Source organism: Streptomyces sp. NPDC051207, assembly GCF_040682395.1.
GTDB lineage: Bacteria > Actinomycetota > Actinomycetes > Streptomycetales > Streptomycetaceae > Streptomyces.
Genome location: NZ_JBFBAX010000003.1, coordinates 263,928 through 283,780, shown reverse-complemented (window position 1 = coordinate 283,780; position 19,853 = coordinate 263,928). Strand labels below are relative to the sequence as shown.

Sequence of the window (19,853 nt, the reverse complement as noted above, 5' to 3'; positions counted from 1 at the left end):
GCGGCACAATGGCACCCATGACCAGCTCGTCCCCCCGGCCCAGCCGACTCGACCCGGAGCTCGCCGCGCGCCTCAGGCGCAGCCCGGACGGCCTCCTGCCCGCCATCGCCCAGCAGTACGACACCGGGGAGGTGCTCATGCTCGGCTGGATGGACGACGAGGCGCTGCACCGCACCCTGACCACCGGCCGCTGCACCTACTGGTCCCGCAGCCGCCAGGAGTACTGGGTCAAGGGGGACACCTCCGGCCACGTCCAGCACGTCAGGTCCGTCGCCCTCGACTGCGACGCCGACACCGTGCTGGTCAAGGTCGACCAGATCGGCGCCGCCTGCCACACCGGCGCCCGCACCTGCTTCGACGCCGACGTGCTGCTGAAGGACGCCGGTTCCGGCGCGGCGGCGCGGGATCAGTAGGGTCGGCCGCCATGGACCTCGAGACGTTCCGCAAGCTCGCCGCCGACCGCCGCGTCATCCCCGTCACCCGCAAGCTCCTCGCCGACGGCGACACGCCGGTCGGCCTCTACCGCAAGCTCGCCGCCGAGCGCCCCGGCACGTTCCTGCTGGAGTCCGCGGAGAACGGCCGCTCCTGGTCCCGCTACTCCTTCGTCGGCGTGCGCTCCGCCGCCACGCTCACGGAGCGGGACGGCCGCGTCCACTGGCTGGGCACCCCGCCCGTCGGCGTCCCCACCGACGGCGACCCGCTCGCCGCGCTGCGCGGCACCGTCGAGGCCCTGCACACCCCGCACCAGGAGGGCATGCCGCCTTTCACCGGCGGCATGGTCGGCTACCTCGGCTACGACATCGTGCGCCGCCTGGAGAAGATCGGCCCCGGCGAGCGCGACGACCTGCGGCTGCCCGAGCTGACCATGCTGCTCACCAGCGACCTCGCGGTGATGGACCACTGGGAGGGCTCGGTCCTGCTGATCGCCAACGCGATCAACCACAACGACCTGGAGACCGGCGTCGACGAGGCCCACGCCGACGCCGTGGCCCGCCTCGACGCCATGGAGGCCGACCTGTCCCGCCCGGTCGCGCAGCCCCCGGCCGTGCTCCCGCCGTCCGAGCTGCCCGAGTACACCGCGCTGTGGGGCGGCCCCGACTACCAGCGGGCCGTCGAGGACATCAAGGAGCGCATCCGCGCGGGCGAGGCCTTCCAGGTCGTGCCCTCGCAGCGCTTCGAGACGCCGTGCACGGCCGGCGCCCTCGACGTCTATCGGGTCCTCAGGGCCACCAACCCCTCGCCGTACATGTACCTGTTCCGGTTCCCCCACGGGGACGGAGAGGTCTTCGACGTCGTCGGCTCGTCCCCCGAGGCGCTGGTGAAGGTCGAGGACGGGCGGGCCCTGGTGCACCCCATCGCCGGCACCCGGCACCGCGGCGCCACCCCGCAGGAGGACCAGGCCCTCGCCGACGAACTCCTCGCCGACCCCAAGGAACGCGCCGAGCACCTCATGCTGGTCGACCTCGGCCGCAACGACCTCGGGCGGGTCTGCGAGCCGGGCTCCGTCGAGGTCGTGGACTTCATGTCCATCGAGCGGTACTCGCACGTCATGCACATCGTCTCGACCGTCACCGGACGCGTGGCACGGGGCCGCACCGCCTTCGACGTCCTCACCGCCTGCTTCCCCGCGGGCACCCTGTCCGGCGCGCCCAAGCCGCGCGCCATGCAGATCATCGACGAACTCGAACCGTCCCGCCGCGGCCTGTACGGCGGCTGCGTCGGCTACCTCGACTTCGCCGGCGACTCCGACACCGCCATCGCCATCCGCACCGCCCTGCTGCGCGACGGCACCGCCTACGTCCAGGCCGGCGCCGGCGTCGTCGCCGACTCCGACCCGGTCGCCGAGGACACCGAGTGCCGCAACAAGGCGGCGGCGGTGCTGAGGGCGGTGCACACCGCGAACCGGCTCGGAAAGTAGGACGGTTCTCACGTGAACCCCGGGTGACGTGCCGTCCGGGGTTCAGGCGATAGTGGAGTACGTGACTGCCGCACCGCACCCCCGTACCGAAGCCGCAGGCCCCGCGCGGGCCGGCCGCCGCAGCCTCGCCGCCGCCCTCCTCAGCGGCGCCCTCGGCGCGGCCGTGGCCCTGCTGGCCACCCGGCAGCGCTGGGCGGAGGGCACCGCGACGGTGGCCGGCGGCGAGTTCCCGCTGACCGTCAGGGGCAGCGACGTCACCGGCGTCCCCGCCGCGCTCGCCGTCGTGGGCCTCGCCGCGCTCGTCGCCGTCTTCGCCGTCCGCCGCACGGGCCGCGTCGCCGTCGCCGCCCTGCTCGCCCTGAGCGGCGCCGGCACGATCGCCGCCGCCGCGCACGGCGCCACCGACAGCACCGCCCTCGACGAGAAGGCCGCGCAGGCCTCCGGCGACACCTCGGCCACCGTCGACGCGCTCAGCCACACCGGCTGGCCGTACGTCGCGGTCGCCGGCGGCGTCCTGCTCCTGCTCGCCGGACTGCTCGCACTGCGCTACGGCAGGCTGTGGCCCGCGATGTCCGGCCGCTACGAACGCGGCACCGCCCGCCCCGGCCGCCGCACCGCCCCCGCCACCGACCCCGACCGCCCCGAGGACCTGTGGAAGGCTCTCGACCGGGGTGAGGACCCCACGGGAGCCTGAGCGCGCCGGGCGGCACGCACGCGTGGCGCACCCGGGCTCACGGCACCCGCACGCGTGCGGGACAATGAGCGCGAGCATCCTGCTCGGACACGTACACAGCAACGAGGAGCAAGCAATGGCGGGCAGCAGCCACGGTCACACCCCGGCCGCCTGGACCGGTGTCATCATCGCCTTCATCGGTTTCTGCGTCTCGGGCGCGTTCATGGTGATGGCGGTGCCGGCGGGCTTCTGGGCCGGCATGGTCATCGTGGTGATCGGCGGCGTCATCGGCGGCCTCATGAGCAAGATGGGCCTCGGCCAGCCGCGCAACGCCCGCGCCGCGCGCAAGGCCGTGCAGGGGCGCGAGCCGGCCGACGCCTGAGCGGCACCCGTACGACCTGGCCGAGGGGCGGGCCCGGACCCCGGGTGCGCCCCTCACGCGCGTCCGCGTGCCGCGCGGGGCACAATGCGGACGTGGAAGCCGACATCCCGCGCCCACCGGACGCCCAGCACCGGGCGGCGGCCCCGCCGCACGTCCCGCACCCGGCGGCAGCTCCTCCGCACCCGCGTCCCCTGCCCCACCGGCACCCGCAGCCGCGTCCCGTGGCGCGCCGACTGGCGGCCCCCGCCGCTGCCCTCGCGGCCGTCGCGGGGGCCTTCACGTACGTCGGCGCGGTCGACCCGAACGAGCCCGGCCACTACCCGGCCTGCCCGCTGCTTCGGCTCACCGGCATCCACTGCCCCGGCTGCGGGGGACTGCGCAGCGCGCACGCCGTCGTCCACGGCGACCTCGCGGCGGCGCTCCAGGACAACGCGCTCGCCGTCGCCGGCTATCTGCTGTGCGCCGTGCTGTGGACCGTCTGGGTGGTCCGCGCGGCGCGCGGCCGGCCCCTGCGGATCGACCTCGGCCCCGTCCACCTGTGGAGCGCGGGGGCGTTGCTGCTGGTCTTCACGGTGCTGCGCAACCTGCCGTTCGGCGGCTGGCTGCGTCCCTGACCGGTCCCCGGTCTGTCCATCTTGTGGGACCGGCGTCAACCGGATGCGAGACCCGGGCCGCCCTGCGGATACCATCGCCATGACCACCGGTTTCGCCCAGCGGTTCGCCCGGGGAGGCGAGGACGGTGGCGCAAGCCCACCGTTTGACAGTCCACCGTCTGGAAGGGGGCCGCTCGCGTGAGTGTGCTCGACGAGATCATCGACGGAGTCCGTGCCGACCTCGCGGAGCGGCAGGCGCGCGTCAGCCTCGACGAGCTCAAGGAGCGCGCGGCGAAGGCTCCCGCGGCCAAGGACGGCGTGGCGGCCCTGCGCGGCGACGGCGTCAAGGTCATCTGCGAAGTGAAGCGCTCCAGCCCCTCGAAGGGGGCGCTCGCCGCGATCGCCGACCCCGCCGGGCTCGCCGCGGACTACGAGGCGGGCGGCGCGGCCGTCATCTCCGTCCTCACCGAGCAGCGCCGCTTCGGGGGCTCACTGGCCGACCTGGAGGCGGTCCGCGCGCGCGTGGACGTCCCCGTGCTGCGCAAGGACTTCATCGTCACGTCGTACCAGCTGTGGGAGGCCCGCGCGTACGGCGCCGACCTCGCGCTGCTGATCGTCGCGGCCCTCGACCAGGCCGCCCTGGAGTCCCTCATCGAGCGCGCCGAGTCCATCGGGCTCACCCCGATCGTGGAGGTGCACGAGGAGGAGGAGGTCGACCGGGCGGTCGACGCGGGCGCCAAGGTCATCGGCGTCAACGCGCGCAACCTCAAGACCCTCGAGGTCGACCGCGGCACCTTCGAGCGGGTCGCCCCCGAGATCCCCGCCCACATCGTCAAGGTCGCCGAGTCCGGCGTCCGCGGCCCCCACGACCTCATCGCGTACGCCAACGCCGGCGCCGACGCGGTCCTGGTCGGCGAGTCCCTCGTCACCGGCCGCGACCCGAAGGCCGCCGTCTCCGACCTGGTCGCGGCGGGCGAACACCCCGCACTGCGGCACGGCCGCGGCTGACCCCCACCAGGCCCACCTCGATGACGCCCACCGTGACCCCCAGGGACCGGCACGCCCGCCTGGCCCGGGGCTGCCGCCCCCGGGGCTGCCGCGCGCCCGCACGCCGCGTCCACGGCCGCCGAGTGCGGTACGTGATCGGCGACGAGCCCGGCCAGGTCAACGGCCGCCGATGGCAGCGCCCCTTCTAGGGGCGCGGGGAACTGCGCGACAAGCCACCACGAGGCCCGCAGCCACCACACCACCCCCCGCCCCACGGCGAACAGTGTCTTTTCCACGCACACACCGTGAGGTACCCGCATGCCCAGCGACTTCTTCATCCCCGACCCCCAGGGTCAACTCCCCAGCGCCGAGGGCTACTTCGGCGCGTTCGGCGGCAAGTTCATCCCGGAGGCCCTCGTCGCCGCCGTGGACGAGGTCGCCGTCGAGTACGACAAGGCCAAGGCCGACCCCGAGTTCGCCCGCGAGCTGGACGACCTGCTCGTCCACTACACCGGCCGCCCGAGCGCCCTCACCGAGGTGCCCCGGTTCGCCGAGCACGCCGGCGGCGCCCGCGTCTTCCTCAAGCGGGAGGACCTCAACCACACCGGCAGCCACAAGATCAACAACGTGCTCGGCCAGGCGCTGCTCACCCGGCGCATGGGCAAGACGCGCGTCATCGCCGAGACCGGCGCGGGCCAGCACGGCGTCGCCACGGCCACGGCCTGCGCCCTGTTCGGCCTCGACTGCACGATCTACATGGGCGAGATCGACACCCAGCGGCAGGCCCTGAACGTCGCCCGCATGCGCATGCTGGGCGCCGAGGTCGTCGCCGTGAAGTCCGGCAGCCGCACCCTGAAGGACGCCATCAACGAGGCGTTCCGCGACTGGGTCGCCAACGTCGACCACACCCACTACCTGTTCGGCACCGTCGCCGGCCCTCACCCCTTCCCGGCGATGGTCCGCGACTTCCACCGCGTCATCGGCGTCGAGGCCCGCCGCCAGCTCCTGGAGCGCGCCGGGCGGCTGCCCGACGCCGCCGTCGCCTGCGTCGGCGGCGGCTCCAACGCCATCGGCCTGTTCCACGCCTTCATCCCCGACGAGGGCGTCCGCCTGATCGGCTGCGAACCCGCCGGGCACGGCGTCGAGACCGGCGAGCACGCCGCGACCCTCACCGCCGGCGAGCCCGGCATCCTGCACGGCTCCCGGTCGTACGTCCTCCAGGACGACGAGGGCCAGATCACCGAGCCCTACTCGATCTCGGCCGGTCTGGACTACCCGGGCATCGGCCCCGAGCACTCCTACCTGAAGGACAGCGGACGCGGCGAGTACCGCGCGGTCACCGACGACGCGGCCATGCAGGCGCTGCGCCTGCTGTCGCGCACCGAGGGCATCATCCCCGCCATCGAGAGCGCGCACGCGCTGGCCGGCGCCCTCGAGGTGGGCCGGGAACTCGGCAGGGACGGGCTGATCGTGGTCAACCTGTCCGGGCGCGGCGACAAGGACATGGACACCGCCGCGCGGTACTTCGGCCTGTACGACACCGACGCCGAGGTGGCCGCCGACGCGGCCGACACCGCGGAGATCGAGGGGGACGCCAAGTGAGCGGGAACATCCAGCTGCTGACCGACACCCTCGCGGCGGCGAAGGCCGAGGGGCGCTCGGCGCTCATCGCCTACCTGCCCGCCGGGTTCCCGACCGTCGACGGCGGCATCGCGGCCGTCAAGGCGGCCCTGGAGGGCGGGGCGGACGTCGTCGAGGTCGGCCTGCCGCACAGCGACCCGGTCCTCGACGGGCCGGTCATCCAGACCGCCGACGACATCGCCCTGCGCGGCGGCGTGAGGATCGCCGACGTGATGCGGACGGTCCGCGAGGCCCACGAGGCCACCGGCAAGCCGATCCTCGTCATGACGTACTGGAACCCCATCGACCGCTACGGCGTCGAGCGCTTCACCGCCGAACTCGCCGAGGCGGGCGGCGCGGGCTGCATCCTGCCCGACCTGCCCGTGCAGGAGTCGGCGCTGTGGCGGGAGCACGCCGACAAGCACGGGCTCGCCACGGTGTTCGTCGTCGCGCCCAGCAGCAAGGACGAGCGGCTCGCGAAGATCACCGCGGCCGGCAGCGGCTTCGTCTACGCCGCCTCCCTGATGGGCGTCACCGGCACCCGGGAGACGGTCAGCTCGCAGGCCCAGGACCTGGTGCGGCGCACGCGCGCCACCACCGACCTGCCCGTCTGCGTCGGCCTCGGCGTCTCCAGCCCCGCCCAGGCCGCCGAGGTCGCCCGCTTCGCGGACGGCGTCATCGTCGGCTCGGCGTTCGTGAAGCGGATGCTGGACGCGCCGGACGACGCCGCCGGCGTCGAGGGCGTCCGCGCGCTCGCCGGGGACCTCGCGAAGGGCGTGCGCGGACAGGCGTAGAACGGGTGTGACAAGCGGGATGGTCATACGGGTCCCTCGTACGGGTGGACCTGGGGCCGGGGAGGCGCGGTGCGCCTCCCCGGTTCGTTCTGCGGGGTGTGAGCGAGAAGAACCGAGAGGCAAAGCGCACCGCCCGGGAGCGGCTGGCGGTCGAGCGCGAGAAGCACAGGGCCGCCGAGAAGCGGCGGCGGGCGCTCATCGTGGGCACCGCCGTGGTCGGCGTCCTGGGACTGGCGGCGGTGATCGGCGTCGTCGCGGCCAACGCGGGCAAGGACGACGGCAGCGAGTCGGCGGGCCCGGTGGTGACACCGTCGGGGGCGCAGGGCAAGGACGGTCTCGTCATCCCGGTCGGCAAGGAGAGCGCCAAGTCGACGCTCACCATCTGGGAGGACTTCCGCTGCCCGGCGTGCAAGGGCTTCGAGCAGGCCTACCGCTCGGCGATCCACGAACTGACGGCGGCCGGTCAGCTGAAGGTGGACTACCGCCTGGCCACGATCATCGACGGCAACATGGGCGGCAGCGGCTCCCGCACCGCGGCCAACGCGGCGGCCTGCGCCCAGGACGCGGGCAAGTTCACCGAGTACCACGACGTGCTCTACGACAACCAGCCGCAGGAGGTCGACGACGCCTTCGCGGACACCGGCAAGCTGCTGGACCTGGCGCGCAAGGTGAAGGGGCTGGACACGGCCGAGTTCCGCACGTGCGTCAAGGAGGGCACGCACAACAGCTGGGTGGCCAAGTCCAGCGAGGCGTTCTCCAAGGGCGGGTTCACGGGCACCCCGACCGTGCTGCTCAACGGCAAGAACATCTACCAGGACCGGACGATGACCCCGGCGAAGCTGAAGCAGATGGTGCAGGAGGCCGCGAAGGGCTGACGGACCGGCTCCCTGCTGCGACTCCGCCTGTTTCGTCCCCGCCCGTTATGGAGCCGTAGCCGGTGCGGCTGCCGAGGGCGCGGTCCGGCACGGTAGCGTCGACCCTGCCATGGAACTTGCCTACATTCCCAGCCCGTCGCGCGGGGTGCTGTACCTCGGCCCCGTTCCGCTGCGCGGCTACGCGTTCTGCATCATCATCGGTGTCTTCATCGCCGTCTGGCTCGGCGGCAGGCGCTGGGTCGCCCGCGGCGGCCGGGTCGGCACGGTTGCGGACATCGCGGTCTGGGCCGTGCCGTTCGGCCTGGTCGGCGGCCGGCTCTACCACGTGATCACGGACTACCAGCTGTACTTCAGCGAGGGCCGTGACTGGGTGGACGCCTTCAAGATCTGGGAGGGCGGCCTCGGCATCTGGGGTGCGATCGCGCTCGGCGCGGTCGGCGCGTGGATCGGCTGCCGGCGCCGGGGCATCCCGCTGCCGGCGTACGCCGACGCCGTCGCCCCCGGCATCGCGTTCGCGCAGGCCCTGGGGCGCTGGGGCAACTGGTTCAACCAGGAGCTGTACGGCCGGTCGACCGACCTGCCGTGGGCGGTGGAGATCACGTCGTCGGCGGACGGCCGGGTGCCGGGCACGTACCACCCGACGTTCCTGTACGAGTCGCTGTGGTGCATCGGCGTCGCGCTGCTCGTCATCTGGGCCGACCGCCGCTTCACCCTGGGGCACGGCCGGGCGTTCGCGCTGTACGTCGCCGCGTACTGCGTGGGCCGGTTCTGGATCGAGTACATGCGCGTCGACGACGCCCACCACATCCTGGGCCTGCGGCTGAACAACTGGACCGCGCTGCTCGTGTTCCTGCTCGCGGTGGTCTACATCGTCGTGTCGGCGAAGAAGCGTCCGGGCCGCGAGGCCGTGGTCGAGCCGGGGACGGAGAGCGCCGCCGCCGACGACGCCAAGGCCGCCGACACCAAGGACGCCGACGTCGAGGACGGCGACAAGGCCGACGCGGTGGACGCGGACGGTGCGAAGGACGAGGCCGAGGCGGAGCCGACGCAGAAGTCGTGACCCCCGGCAGTACGGCGAGGGCGCCCGGAGTTCCTCCGGGCGCCCTCGCCGTACTGCCGGGCGCGTTCAACGGCGGCGGGACAGGGCCGACGCGCGCCGGGCCGCCCCGGCCACCGCCGCGTCCACGAAACGGCGCTCCGCCAGGGCCTGCGCGCCCGCGTCCTGAGCTGCCGTCTTGACGACCGTCTCCGCCTGCTCGATCTCCCGCCGCGTCGGCAGATACGCCCGCTCGATCACCGGGAGCTGCGCGGAGGGATGGCCGCCCGGCCCAGGCAGCCCAGGGCCCGGCCGCGCGCGGGACGCGGCAAGCCCTTCCGGGTCACGGGTGTCCGGGTGCCCCGACCGGGGCGGCGGGGCGAGCCCGGCCGCCCGCGCGGCCACGATCACCCCGGAGCGGGACCGGTCGCGGCCCGCGTCGTCCCGTACGCCCAGACCGGCCCGGAGGCCGGCCCCGCCGAGCGCGATGCCGCGCGGCGCCGGGTGGCAGGAGGCGACCGCGAAGGCGTGCCCGACGCCCAGGGCCGTCTCCAGCAGGGCGTACAGAGGGCTCTCGCCGGTGTGCAGCGCCGCCGGACCACGTCCGACGGGCCGGTCACCTTCGGCAGCCGCAGCCCGCCGAGGGCCGCGGCCGGGGCGAGCGCCCGCCAGAATCGGCCGCGCCCCACGGGCCGTCGAGGGCGTTGACCGGGACCGGCTGCGGCCGCTGGATGCCCTACGCGGTTCTCCTCCCAGGGGTGGGCGTTACGGGCAAAGCCGCAGGTTAGAACAGCCTTTCCTTGCTGGCAGGGCCGGTATGAACGGCGTACCTTTGGTGTTGTCGAAAAATGGAACTCGTCCAAAGAAGCCTTTTGGGGGACCGGCATGGCCATCATCGAGACCGAGGCGGCGCTGCACGAGGCGCACCGCGGCAACCACACCCACCGGGACGTCAACGGCGGCTGGCTGCGCCCCGCCGTCTTCGGCGCGATGGACGGCCTGGTCTCCAACCTCGCCCTGATGACCGGCGTGGCCGGCGGCGCGGCCGGTCAGCAGACCATCGTCCTGAGCGGCCTCGCGGGACTCGCGGCCGGCGCCTTCTCGATGGCGGCCGGCGAGTACACCTCCGTCGCCTCCCAGCGCGAGCTGGTCGAGGCCGAGCTGGACGTCGAGCGCCGCGAGCTGCGCAAGCACCCGAAGGACGAGGAGGCCGAGCTCGCCGCCCTGTACGAGTCCCGCGGCGTCGAACCGGGGCTCGCCCGCGAGGTGGCCCGGCAGTTGTCGAAGGACCCCGAGCAGGCCCTGGAGATCCACGCCCGCGAGGAACTCGGCGTCGACCCCGGCGATCTGCCCTCCCCGCTGGTCGCGGCCGGGTCGTCGTTCGGCTCGTTCGCACTCGGCGCCCTGCTGCCCGTCCTGCCGTACCTGCTCGGCGCGAGCGCGCTGTGGCCCGCCGTGCTGGTGGCGCTGGCCGGGCTGTTCCTGTGCGGCGCGGTGGTGGCCAGGGTGACGACGCGGACCTGGTGGTACAGCGGGCTGCGGCAACTCGCCCTGGGCGGCGCGGCGGCCGGTGTGACGTACGCCCTGGGCACGATGTTCGGAACGGTCGTAGGATAGTGCGGCTCCTACTTATGCGAAGGACCGCATAAGTAGCCGTTACTCGCTGGTTTCGCGCGCGTGACCACCGGGCATGAGCCGTAAGCGCTGGGGGCAATGAGGCCCGCGGCGCATCCGCGGGGCGGGCGACGACGCCCGGCCCGCCGTCGGGACGACGGACACCGATCTGTCCGCCTCGCCCCCCACCGCCTCCGCCACCCGGCGCCACACCCTCGCCGCGACCCCTGCGGTGTCCGCATGCTGGAACGGAGTATCCGGTTCCCGAGAACCGCTCCATCATGTAACCTGCACGAAATTTTGCACTCACGCAGAGGGCCAACGTCGTCCCTCGGCACCGCACATGCCACATGACGACGACGGGAGAGCCGATGCGTACGCCGCGCCAGCCGTCCCAGCACTCCGCGAAGGGCCAGAACCGGTCCTTCATGGATGCTCGCCCTGCTGCGCAGGGTATGTACGACCCCCGCAACGAGCACGACGCCTGCGGCGTCGGCTTCGTCGCCACCCTCACCGGCGAGGCGTCCCACACGCTGGTCGACCAGGCTCTGACCGTGCTGCGCAACCTGGAGCACCGCGGTGCCACCGGCTCCGAGCCGGACTCCGGCGACGGCGCGGGCATCCTCTCCCAGGTGCCCGACGCCTTCTTCCGCGAGGTGGCCGGATTCGAGCTGCCCGAGGCGGGCGCCTACGCGGTCGGCATCGCCTTCCTGCCCGAGGACACCCTCGCCGACGCCGTCTCGCACATCGAGACGATCGCCGCCGACGAGGGCCTGACCGTCCTCGGCTGGCGCGAGGTCCCGGTCGCACCCGAACTGCTCGGCGCCACCGCCCGCTCCACGATGCCCGCCTTCCGGCAGGTCTTCGTCTCCGACGGCGAGAGCCGCGGCATCGACCTCGACCGCAAGGCGTTCGCGCTGCGCAAGCGCGCCGAGCGCGAGGTCGGCGTCTACTTCCCGTCGCTGTCCGCGCGGACCATCGTCTACAAGGGCATGCTGACCACCGGCCAGCTCGAGCCGTTCTTCCCGGACCTGTCCGACCGCCGGTTCGCCTCCGCGATCGCGCTCGTGCACTCCCGGTTCTCCACGAACACCTTCCCGTCGTGGCCGCTGGCGCACCCGTACCGCTTCGTCGCGCACAACGGTGAGATCAACACCGTCAAGGGCAACCGCAACTGGATGGTCGCCCGCGAGTCGCAGCTCGTCTCCGACCTGTTCGGCGACCGCGACCTGGAGCGGATCTTCCCGATCTGCACGCCCGACGCCTCCGACTCCGCGTCCTTCGACGAGGTGCTGGAACTGCTGCACCTGGGCGGGCGCTCGCTGCCGCACTCCGTGCTGATGATGATCCCGGAGGCGTGGGAGAACCACGACTCCATGGACCCGGCCCGGCGCGCCTTCTACCAGTTCCACTCCACGATGATGGAGCCCTGGGACGGCCCCGCCTGCGTCACCTTCACCGACGGCACCCAGGTCGGCGCCGTGCTCGACCGCAACGGCCTGCGTCCCGGGCGTTACTGGGTCACCGACGACGGCCTCGTCGTCCTCGGCTCCGAGGTCGGCGTCCTCGACATCGACCCGGCCCGCGTGGTCCGCAAGGGCCGCCTCCAGCCCGGCCGCATGTTCCTCGTGGACACCGCCGAGCACCGCATCATCGAGGACGACGAGATCAAGGAGCAGCTCGCCACCGAGAAGCCCTACGCCGAGTGGCTGGAGGCCGGCGAGATCGAGCTGAGCGACCTGCCCGAGCGCGAGCACATCGTGCACACGCACGCCTCGGTCACCCGCCGCCAGCAGACCTTCGGCTACACCGAGGAGGAGCTGCGCGTCATCCTCGCGCCGATGGCCAAGGCCGGCGCCGAGCCGATCGGCTCGATGGGCACCGACTCGCCCATCGCCGCGCTGAGCGAGCGCCCGCGCCTGCTCTTCGACTACTTCACGCAGCTGTTCGCGCAGGTCACCAACCCGCCGCTGGACGCCATCCGCGAGGAACTCGTCACCTCCCTGCGCAGCTCGCTCGGCCCGCAGGGCAACCTGCTGGAGCCGACGGCCGCGTCCTGCCGCTCCGTCGTGCTGCCCTTCCCGGTCATCGACAACGACGAGCTGGCCAAGCTCATCCACATCAACGCCGACGGCGACATGCCCGGCTTCAAGGCCGCGACGCTGTCCGGCCTGTACCGGGTGCACGGCGGCGGCGACGCCCTCGCCGCGCGCCTCGAGGAGATCTGCGCCGAGGCCGACGCGGCCATCGAGAACGGCGCCCGCCTGATCGTCCTGTCGGACCGCCACTCCGACGCCGAGCACGCGCCGATCCCGTCGCTGCTGCTCACCGCGGCCGTCCACCACCACCTCATCCGCACCAAGCAGCGCACCCAGGTGGGCCTGCTGGTCGAGGCCGGTGACGTCCGCGAGGTCCACCACGTCGCCCTGCTGATCGGCTACGGCGCCGCCGCGGTCAACCCGTACCTGGCCATGGAGTCCGTCGAGGACCTGGTCCGTGCAGGGACGTTCCTGCCGGGCATGGAGCCCGAGCAGGCCATCCGCAACCTGATCCACGCCCTCGGCAAGGGCGTCCTGAAGGTCATGTCCAAGATGGGCATCTCCACCGTGGCCTCCTACCGCGGCGCCCAGGTCTTCGAGGCCGTCGGCCTGGACGACGCCTTCGTGGAGAAGTACTTCAACGGCACCGCCACCAAGATCGGCGGCGTCGGCATCGACGTCATCGCCAAGGAGGTCGCCGCCCGGCACGCCAAGGCCTACCCCGCCTCCGGCATCGCCCCGGCGCACCGCGCGCTGGACATCGGCGGCGAGTACCAGTGGCGCCGCGAGGGCGAGCCGCACCTGTTCGACCCGGAGACGGTCTTCCGCCTCCAGCACTCCACGCGCACCGGCCGCTACGACATCTTCAAGCAGTACACCGAGCGCGTGAACGAGCAGTCCGAGCGCCTGATGACGCTGCGCGGCCTGTTCGGCTTCAAGTCCGACCGGGGGCCCGTCCCGATCGAGGAGGTCGAGCCGGCCTCCGAGATCGTCAAGCGCTTCTCGACGGGCGCCATGTCGTACGGCTCCATCTCCAAGGAGGCGCACGAGACCCTCGCCATCGCCATGAACCAGCTGGGCGGAAAGTCCAACACCGGTGAGGGCGGCGAGGACCCGGAGCGCCTGTACGACCCGGCGCGACGCTCGTCGATCAAGCAGGTCGCCTCCGGCCGCTTCGGCGTGACCAGCGAGTACCTGGTCAACTCCGACGACATCCAGATCAAGATGGCCCAGGGCGCCAAGCCCGGCGAGGGCGGCCAGCTGCCCGGCCACAAGGTCTACCCGTGGGTGGCCAGGACCCGGCACTCGACGCCGGGCGTCGGCCTGATCTCGCCGCCGCCGCACCACGACATCTACTCCATCGAGGACCTGGCCCAGCTGATCCACGACCTGAAGAACGCGAACCCGCAGGCGCGGATCCACGTCAAGCTGGTCTCTGAGGTCGGCGTCGGCACGGTCGCCGCCGGTGTCTCCAAGGCCCATGCGGACGTGGTGCTGATCTCCGGCCACGACGGCGGCACGGGCGCCTCGCCGCTCACCTCGCTCAAGCACGCGGGCGGCCCCTGGGAGCTGGGCCTGGCCGAGACCCAGCAGACGCTGCTGCTCAACGGCCTGCGCGACCGCATCGTCGTGCAGACCGACGGCCAGCTCAAGACCGGCCGTGACGTCGTCATCGCCGCGCTGCTCGGCGCCGAGGAGTTCGGCTTCGCGACCGCTCCGCTGGTCGTCTCCGGCTGCGTCATGATGCGCGTCTGCCACCTGGACACCTGTCCGGTCGGCATCGCCACCCAGAACCCGATCCTCAGGGACCGGTTCGCCGGCAAGGCCGAACACGTCGTGAACTTCTTCCAGTTCATCGCCGAGGAGGTCCGCGAGCTGCTCGCCGAGCTGGGCTTCCGCTCCATCGAGGAGGCCGTCGGCCACGCCGAGGCCCTCGACGTGACCCGCGCCGTCGACCACTGGAAGGCGCAGGGCCTGAACCTGGAGCCGCTGTTCCACGTGCCCGAGCTGCCCGAGGGCGCGGTCCGCCACCAGGTGATCGCCCAGGACCACGGCCTGGAGAAGGCGCTCGACAACGAGCTGATCAAGCTCGCCGCCGACGCCCTGGCCGCCGACTCGGCCACCGACGCGGCGCCGGTGCGCGCCCAGGTCGCCATCCGCAACATCAACCGCACGGTCGGCACCATGCTCGGCCACGAGGTGACGAAGAAGTTCGGCGGCGCGGGCCTGCCCGACGACACCATCGACATCACCTTCACCGGCTCCGCCGGCCAGTCCTTCGGCGCCTTCGTCCCGCGCGGCATCACGCTGCGCCTGGAGGGCGACGCCAACGACTACGTCGGCAAGGGCCTGTCGGGCGGCCGGATCGTGGTCCGCCCGGACCGCGGCGCCGACCACCTCGCCGAGTACAGCGTCATCGCGGGCAACACCCTCGCGTACGGCGCGACCGGCGGCGAGATGTTCCTGCGGGGCAAGGTCGGCGAGCGGTTCTGCGTGCGCAACTCCGGCGCGCTGGTCGTCTCCGAGGGCGTGGGCGACCACGGCTGCGAGTACATGACCGGCGGCCAGGCGGTCGTGCTCGGCGAGACGGGCCGCAACTTCGCGGCCGGCATGTCGGGCGGCGTCGCGTACGTCGTCGACCTCGACCGGGACAACGTCAACGTCGGCAACCTGGACGCCGTGCAGCCGCTGGACGAGGCCGACCGGCAGTGGCTGCACGACGTGGTCCGCCGGCACCGGGAGGAGACGGGCTCGACCGTCGCCGAGAAGCTGCTCGCCGAGTGGGACACCGCCGTGCAGCGCTTCAGCAAGATCATCCCCAGCACGTACAAGGCAGTGCTCGCCGCCAAGGACGCCGCCGAGCGAGCCGGTCTCTCCGAGTCCGAGACGCACGAGAAGATGATGGAGGCGGCGATCAATGGCTGATCCGAAGGGCTTTCTGAACCACGGCCGTGAGGTCGCCAAGACCCGTCCCGTCGAGGAGCGCGTCAAGGACTGGAACGAGGTCTACGTCCCCGGCTCGCTGCTGCCGATCATCAGCAAGCAGGCCGGCCGGTGCATGGACTGCGGCATCCCGTTCTGCCACAACGGCTGTCCGCTCGGGAACCTGATCCCGGAGTGGAACGACTACGCGTACCGCGAGGACTGGTCGGCCGCACAGGAGCGGCTGCATGCCACGAACAACTTCCCGGAGTTCACCGGGCGCCTGTGCCCGGCCCCGTGCGAGTCGGCGTGCGTGCTCGGCATCAACCAGCCGCCGGTCACCATCAAGAACGTCGAGGTCTCGATCATCGACAAGGCGTGGGAGACCGGGGACGTCGCCCCGCAGATCCCCGAGCGCCTGTCCGGCAAGACGGTCGCCGTCGTCGGCTCGGGCCCGGCGGGCCTGGCCGCAGCCCAGCAGCTGACCCGGGCCGGCCACACGGTCGCCGTCTACGAGCGCGCGGACCGCATCGGCGGCCTGCTCCGCTACGGCATCCCCGAGTTCAAGATGGAAAAGGTGCACATCAACCGCCGCATCGAGCAGATGCGCGCGGAGGGCACCCGCTTCCGCACCGGCGTCGAGATCGGCCGCGACCTGAAGGCGACCGACCTGAAGAAGCGGTACGACGCCGTGGTGCTGGCCGTCGGCGCGACGACCGCCCGCGACCTGCCCGTCCCCGGCCGCGAGCTCAAGGGCATCCACCAGGCCATGGAGTACCTGCCGCTGGCCAACAAGGTGCAGGAGGGCGACTACGTGGCGCCCCCGATCTCGGCCGAGGGCAAGCACGTCGTGGTCATCGGCGGCGGCGACACCGGCGCCGACTGCGTGGGCACCGCCCACCGCCAGGGCGCGGCCTCCGTCACGCAGCTGGAGATCATGCCCCGCCCGAACGACGAGCGGAACCCGGTCTCGCAGCCGTGGCCGACCTTCCCGTTGCTGTACAAGGTCACCTCGGCGCACGAGGAGGGCGGCGAGCGGGTCTACTCCGTCTCCACCACCCACTTCGAGGGCGACGAGGACGGCAACGTCCAGTGGCTGCACCTGACCGAGGTGGAGTTCGTCGACGGCAGGCTGGCCCCGAAGCCGGGTACGGAGCGCAAGATCCCCGCCCAGCTGGTCACGCTGGCGATGGGCTTCACCGGCACCGACCGCGAGAACGGCCTCGTGGAGCAGTTCGGCCTGGAGCTGGACGAGCGCGGCAACATCGCCCGCGACGCCGAGTACCAGACCAACGTGCCGGGTGTGTTCGTCGCCGGTGACGCCGGCCGCGGCCAGTCCCTCATCGTGTGGGCGATCGCGGAGGGCCGCTCGGCCGCCCGCGGCGTCGACCGCTTCCTGACCGGCGCGAGCGAGCTGCCGGCCCCGATCCGTCCGACGGACCGCGCCCTGACGGTGTGAACCGCCGGATCACAAAGGTGACCTGACGGTCATTCATAAGCGTCCCGTACAAAGGCGTACGGAACACTGACGGCGCCTGCCCACCCGTCCCCGACCGGACACCTGGCAGGCGCCGCCGCCTTTCCCGCGTCCCTCAGGGGATCCGGTACGTCTCCCCGTACACCGCCCACGTCAGGGGCGTGTTCAGCTCCAGGTTGCCCTCGCGCAGGAAGCGGCGCTGGGCCGTGTCGACGCGGGAGGTGTCGGCGCCCGGCTCCTTCGCCAGCATGGCGGCCCGGCGCACGTCGAGGAACGCCTCCAGAAACGCCTTCTCGCCGCCGCCCTCGCCCGGTGTCTTCGCCTTGCGCATGGCCCGTTCGCGCATGCCGTAGAACCCCTCGGGGCTCGCGTCCGGTCCGTGGAAGACCATCGCGTCGTAGTACACGAACTGGCCGAGCGTGCCGAGGCCGTCCAGCTTGGCCATGCGCACCGCCGGGTCGAAGTACACCCGGTCGCGCTCCGCCTCCTGGGCCGCGCGGAACTCCGGCTTCTCGGCCTCCGCCCGCCAGGCGGCCGGGAAGCCGGGGTCGAGGCCCTCGTGGGAGTCCGTGCCGTCGACCTCGCGCAGCGCGGGCAGGTAGGCGGCCAGACCGTTGTCCGGGTGGTCCTCGGTGTAGGCCTCGACCAGGGCGAGCAGGTCGTGGGTGCCGGTGCAGAAGCCGACGATGCCCGCGGTGTAGCCGACGCCGTCGCCGAGGTCCTCGATGGCGCCGTAGGTCTCGCGCCAGCGCAGCGTGGAGTTCTCGGCGCTCGCCAGGATCTGCTGGGCCAGCTCCTTCTTCGCCGGGTCGGCCAGGCCGGGCGGCCGGCTCGCGACCAGCGCGTCGTCCTTGGCCCGCTCCGACTCGGCGCGCTCCTTGGCGGCCTCGCGGGCGTTGGGCGAGGCGGAGACGGCCGGGCCGCCCGTGGACCCGTCGCCGGACTCGCCGGGCCCCAGCAGGTACACGGCCGCGGTCGCCACGACGGGAACGGCCGCGAGCCACAGCACACCTGAACGCTTCACTGGGGAGTACCTCCGCCGGTCATTTCCGTCACGGACCGCGTAAGCGTACGCCAGCGCCACGGCACCGCCCGCCGGCAGTCCGCCGCCGGCCGCCCACCGGCCCGTGACCTGCGGACAGCCGGCACGTGACCTGGGGAAACAGAGCACGCCGGGGCCCGCCGTGCCGTACGCTCGCAGCCGGTCACGGGGAACGAGGGGGAGCCGGATGGCGGCGATCAGTCCGCGCAAGGTGGAGGAGACCGCGCCCGCGCTGGTCGGCCCGTACGAGAGCGCCGGGGTGTCCTTGCGCAAACACGGCCTGGACGGGCTGCGCGCCGCGGTCTACCTCGTCCTCGACCGCTCCGGCTCCATGAGGCCGTACTACGCGGACGACACGGTGCAGGCGCTCGCCGACCGGGTGCTCGGCCTGTCGGCGCACCTGGACGACGACGGCACCGTGCCCGTGGTGTTCTTCTCCACGGACGTCGACGCCGTGGCCGAGATCGCGCTCGACGGCCACGAGGGCGCTGTCGAGCGGATCGTGGCCGGGCTCGGGCACATGGGGAAGACCAGCTACCACCTGGCGATGGACGCCGTCATCGACCACTACCTCGACAGCGGAGCCACCGGCCCCGCCCTGGTCGTCTTCCAGACCGACGGAGGCCCCCTCAGCCGCCCCGCCGCCGAGCGGTACCTGTGCAAGGCGGCGAAGCTTCCCCTCTTCTGGCAGTTCGTGGGCTTCGGCGACCCGGACAGCAGGCAGTTCGACTTCCTGCGCAAGCTCGACGAACTCCCCGTCCCCGCCAAGCGGACCGTCGACAACGCGGGCTTCTTCCCCGCGGGCCACGACCCGCGCCGGGTCCCCGACGCCGAGCTGTACGACCGGCTGGTCGCGGAGTTCCGGACGTGGCTGGTAGCCGCCCGTGCCCGGGGCATCGTGCGGCCCTGACCGGCCCGCCGCGCCCTACGTGTCGCACTCCAGCACCGTCCGGCACAGCGCGCACCGCGCCCGCAGCCCCGCACCGGCACCCGGATCCGCTGGTGGCAGGTCGGGCAGGGGAACGAGACCCGCAGCGCGCCGCCGTCCCCCGCGGCGAAGGAGTAGGGCACGCCGGGAGGGGCCACCCGGGCCTGCTCGTCCTGGGCGCGGCGGCGGTCGCGGGCGTAGCGGCGCCGGCCCGCCCGGCCCGCCGCCGTCAGCGGCGGCTGCCGCCCGTCGTGCCGGGCCAGCTCCAGCCCTTCGGTGTACGCCGCGTACGCCTGCGGGCTGGTGAACCACACCGACGGGTCCTCACCGAACACCAGGGCCCGCTTGGCGAGGACGTAGCCGAACTCCTCCGGCGTGAGGTACCCGAGCTTCTGCGACGACACCGCGTCCTCCCGGTAGGCGTCCAGCAGCAGCCAGCCCGCGCCGAGGTACGCCGAGGCCGTGTCCGTGAGGATCTCGTTGTCCCGGGTGCCCGGGAAGGACAGCCCGAGGCGGTGCAGGTACACGTGCATCACCTCGTGCGCCAGCGCCGCGCCGATGTCCCGCCGGTGGGTGCGGAATCGGTCGTTCAGCTCGATGAAGTACTCGGGTCCCGCGGCCAGTTCGACGTTCGCCGCGTGCGACATCCCGCGGAAGCCGACGATCAGCCGGGCGTCCGGCAGGCGGTGGTGCAGCACCAGCTCGCGCGCCACCCGCTGCGCCCCCAGGTACAGGTCGTCGGTGTCGCAGAACGCCACGTCCGCCGGGGCCACACTGCCCGCGAACGTCCGGATCGTGTCGTACGACAGCCGCCGGTAGAGCGCGGTGATCGCGGCCCGTACCGTCTCCAGGTGCGGGAAGCCGTGCTCGACCGGTCCGTCGTCCGCCACGCCCTCACCCCCAAGACGCCTGGCCCCGCTTCCACTCTACGGCGGCGACCGGGACGCGGGCCG

General features: G+C 72.8%; 16 protein-coding genes and 2 pseudogenes. 15 read left to right on the top strand and 3 right to left on the bottom strand.

Going from position 1 to position 19,853, the window contains the following annotated elements; all coding sequences use genetic code 11:
- Positions 1 to 8 precede the first annotated feature (8 nt).
- From hisI to lgt, 11 genes are all read left to right on the top strand, one after another.
- Positions 9 to 413 carry a phosphoribosyl-AMP cyclohydrolase gene (gene hisI / locus AB0M97_RS04820; protein WP_365959282.1) on the top strand — a complete coding sequence of 135 codons (405 nt, stop codon included), beginning with the start codon at positions 9 to 11 and terminating at the stop codon, positions 411 to 413.
- 11 nt (positions 414 to 424) lie between these two features.
- The gene (locus tag AB0M97_RS04815) at positions 425 to 1,918 is read left to right on the top strand and encodes an anthranilate synthase component I (RefSeq protein ID WP_365959281.1); all 1,494 of its coding nucleotides are present in this window, start codon (positions 425 to 427) and stop codon (positions 1,916 to 1,918) included.
- Positions 1,919 to 1,970: 52 nt separating this feature from the next.
- Positions 1,971 to 2,612, top strand: a complete 642-nt coding sequence (locus AB0M97_RS04810) for a TIGR02234 family membrane protein (RefSeq protein WP_365959280.1) — start codon at positions 1,971 to 1,973, stop codon at positions 2,610 to 2,612.
- A gap of 115 nt (positions 2,613 to 2,727) precedes the next feature.
- Positions 2,728 to 2,973 (top strand): HGxxPAAW family protein, encoded by a 246-nt coding sequence (locus AB0M97_RS04805; protein ID WP_365959279.1) that lies wholly within the window; start codon positions 2,728 to 2,730, stop codon positions 2,971 to 2,973.
- A 221-nt stretch (positions 2,974 to 3,194) separates the two neighbouring features.
- The gene (locus tag AB0M97_RS04800; RefSeq protein ID WP_365959364.1) at positions 3,195 to 3,587 is read left to right on the top strand and encodes a DUF2752 domain-containing protein; all 393 of its coding nucleotides are present in this window, start codon (positions 3,195 to 3,197) and stop codon (positions 3,585 to 3,587) included.
- A 177-nt stretch (positions 3,588 to 3,764) separates the two neighbouring features.
- The gene (gene trpC, locus AB0M97_RS04795; protein ID WP_365959278.1) at positions 3,765 to 4,574 is read left to right on the top strand and encodes an indole-3-glycerol phosphate synthase TrpC; all 810 of its coding nucleotides are present in this window, start codon (positions 3,765 to 3,767) and stop codon (positions 4,572 to 4,574) included.
- Between the two features lie 20 nt (positions 4,575 to 4,594).
- Positions 4,595 to 4,762 carry a hypothetical protein gene (locus tag AB0M97_RS04790; RefSeq protein WP_365959277.1) on the top strand — a complete coding sequence of 56 codons (168 nt, stop codon included), beginning with the start codon at positions 4,595 to 4,597 and terminating at the stop codon, positions 4,760 to 4,762.
- Positions 4,763 to 4,871: 109 nt separating this feature from the next.
- Positions 4,872 to 6,155: a tryptophan synthase subunit beta gene (gene trpB / locus AB0M97_RS04785; protein ID WP_365959276.1), complete on the top strand. Its 1,284-nt coding sequence runs from the start codon at positions 4,872 to 4,874 to the stop codon at positions 6,153 to 6,155.
- Complete coding sequence (gene trpA, locus AB0M97_RS04780) at positions 6,152 to 6,967, top strand: tryptophan synthase subunit alpha (protein ID WP_365959275.1); 816 nt, start codon at positions 6,152 to 6,154, stop codon at positions 6,965 to 6,967. The genes trpB and trpA overlap by 4 nt, the downstream gene beginning before the upstream one ends.
- A gap of 98 nt (positions 6,968 to 7,065) precedes the next feature.
- Positions 7,066 to 7,842, top strand: coding sequence for a thioredoxin domain-containing protein (locus AB0M97_RS04775; RefSeq protein WP_365959274.1), 777 nt, complete (start codon positions 7,066 to 7,068; stop codon positions 7,840 to 7,842).
- A 109-nt stretch (positions 7,843 to 7,951) separates the two neighbouring features.
- On the top strand, positions 7,952 to 8,902 hold the full coding sequence (lgt, locus tag AB0M97_RS04770) for a prolipoprotein diacylglyceryl transferase (protein ID WP_365959273.1): 951 nt from the start codon (positions 7,952 to 7,954) through the stop codon (positions 8,900 to 8,902).
- Between the two features lie 66 nt (positions 8,903 to 8,968).
- Here the strand turns inward: lgt and AB0M97_RS04765 are convergent.
- Positions 8,969 to 9,602, bottom strand: a pseudogene (locus AB0M97_RS04765) (CoA ester lyase); the annotation flags it as partial.
- A 161-nt stretch (positions 9,603 to 9,763) separates the two neighbouring features.
- Here AB0M97_RS04765 and AB0M97_RS04760 point away from each other — a divergent pair.
- The 3 genes from AB0M97_RS04760 (at position 9,764) to AB0M97_RS04750 (ending at position 16,912) form a co-directional block, all read left to right on the top strand.
- Entirely contained in the window at positions 9,764 to 10,495 is a 732-nt protein-coding gene (locus tag AB0M97_RS04760) for a VIT1/CCC1 transporter family protein (protein ID WP_365959272.1), read from the top strand.
- Between the two features lie 368 nt (positions 10,496 to 10,863).
- Positions 10,864 to 15,456 (top strand): glutamate synthase large subunit, encoded by a 4,593-nt coding sequence (gene gltB, locus AB0M97_RS04755; RefSeq protein WP_365959363.1) that lies wholly within the window; start codon positions 10,864 to 10,866, stop codon positions 15,454 to 15,456.
- Entirely contained in the window at positions 15,449 to 16,912 is a 1,464-nt protein-coding gene (locus tag AB0M97_RS04750) for a glutamate synthase subunit beta (RefSeq protein WP_365959271.1), read from the top strand. Before gltB ends, AB0M97_RS04750 begins: the two co-directional genes overlap by 8 nt.
- A 133-nt stretch (positions 16,913 to 17,045) precedes the next feature.
- Here the strand turns inward: AB0M97_RS04750 and AB0M97_RS04745 are convergent, their stop codons facing one another.
- Positions 17,046 to 17,954 carry a chitosanase gene (locus AB0M97_RS04745; protein ID WP_365959270.1) on the bottom strand — a complete coding sequence of 303 codons (909 nt, stop codon included), beginning with the start codon at positions 17,952 to 17,954 and terminating at the stop codon, positions 17,046 to 17,048.
- A gap of 205 nt (positions 17,955 to 18,159) precedes the next feature.
- Here AB0M97_RS04745 and AB0M97_RS04740 point away from each other — a divergent pair, with 205 nt between their 5' ends.
- Complete coding sequence (locus AB0M97_RS04740) at positions 18,160 to 18,882, top strand: VWA domain-containing protein (RefSeq protein ID WP_365959269.1); 723 nt, start codon at positions 18,160 to 18,162, stop codon at positions 18,880 to 18,882.
- A gap of 15 nt (positions 18,883 to 18,897) precedes the next feature.
- On the opposite strand, the pseudogene AB0M97_RS04735 reads toward AB0M97_RS04740, so the two are convergent.
- A pseudogene (locus tag AB0M97_RS04735) lies at positions 18,898 to 19,790 on the bottom strand (hypothetical protein).
- Between the last annotated feature and the right edge of the window lie 63 nt (positions 19,791 to 19,853).

Excerpts from the sequence above, each read along its gene's own strand:
- lgt (WP_365959273.1), top strand. The coding sequence starts at position 7,952 with ATGGAACTTGCCTACATTCCCAGCCCGTCGCGCGGGGTGCTGTACCTC.
- hisI (WP_365959282.1), top strand. The coding sequence starts at position 9 with ATGGCACCCATGACCAGCTCGTCCCCCCGGCCCAGCCGACTCGACCCG.
- AB0M97_RS04790 (WP_365959277.1), top strand. The coding sequence starts at position 4,595 with ATGACGCCCACCGTGACCCCCAGGGACCGGCACGCCCGCCTGGCCCGG.
- AB0M97_RS04805 (WP_365959279.1), top strand. The coding sequence starts at position 2,728 with ATGGCGGGCAGCAGCCACGGTCACACCCCGGCCGCCTGGACCGGTGTC.
- AB0M97_RS04740 (WP_365959269.1), top strand. The coding sequence starts at position 18,160 with ATGGCGGCGATCAGTCCGCGCAAGGTGGAGGAGACCGCGCCCGCGCTG.
- AB0M97_RS04815 (WP_365959281.1), top strand. The coding sequence starts at position 425 with ATGGACCTCGAGACGTTCCGCAAGCTCGCCGCCGACCGCCGCGTCATC.
- AB0M97_RS04760 (WP_365959272.1), top strand. The coding sequence starts at position 9,764 with ATGGCCATCATCGAGACCGAGGCGGCGCTGCACGAGGCGCACCGCGGC.
- AB0M97_RS04750 (WP_365959271.1), top strand. The coding sequence starts at position 15,449 with ATGGCTGATCCGAAGGGCTTTCTGAACCACGGCCGTGAGGTCGCCAAG.
- gltB (WP_365959363.1), top strand. The coding sequence starts at position 10,864 with ATGCGTACGCCGCGCCAGCCGTCCCAGCACTCCGCGAAGGGCCAGAAC.
- trpB (WP_365959276.1), top strand. The coding sequence starts at position 4,872 with ATGCCCAGCGACTTCTTCATCCCCGACCCCCAGGGTCAACTCCCCAGC.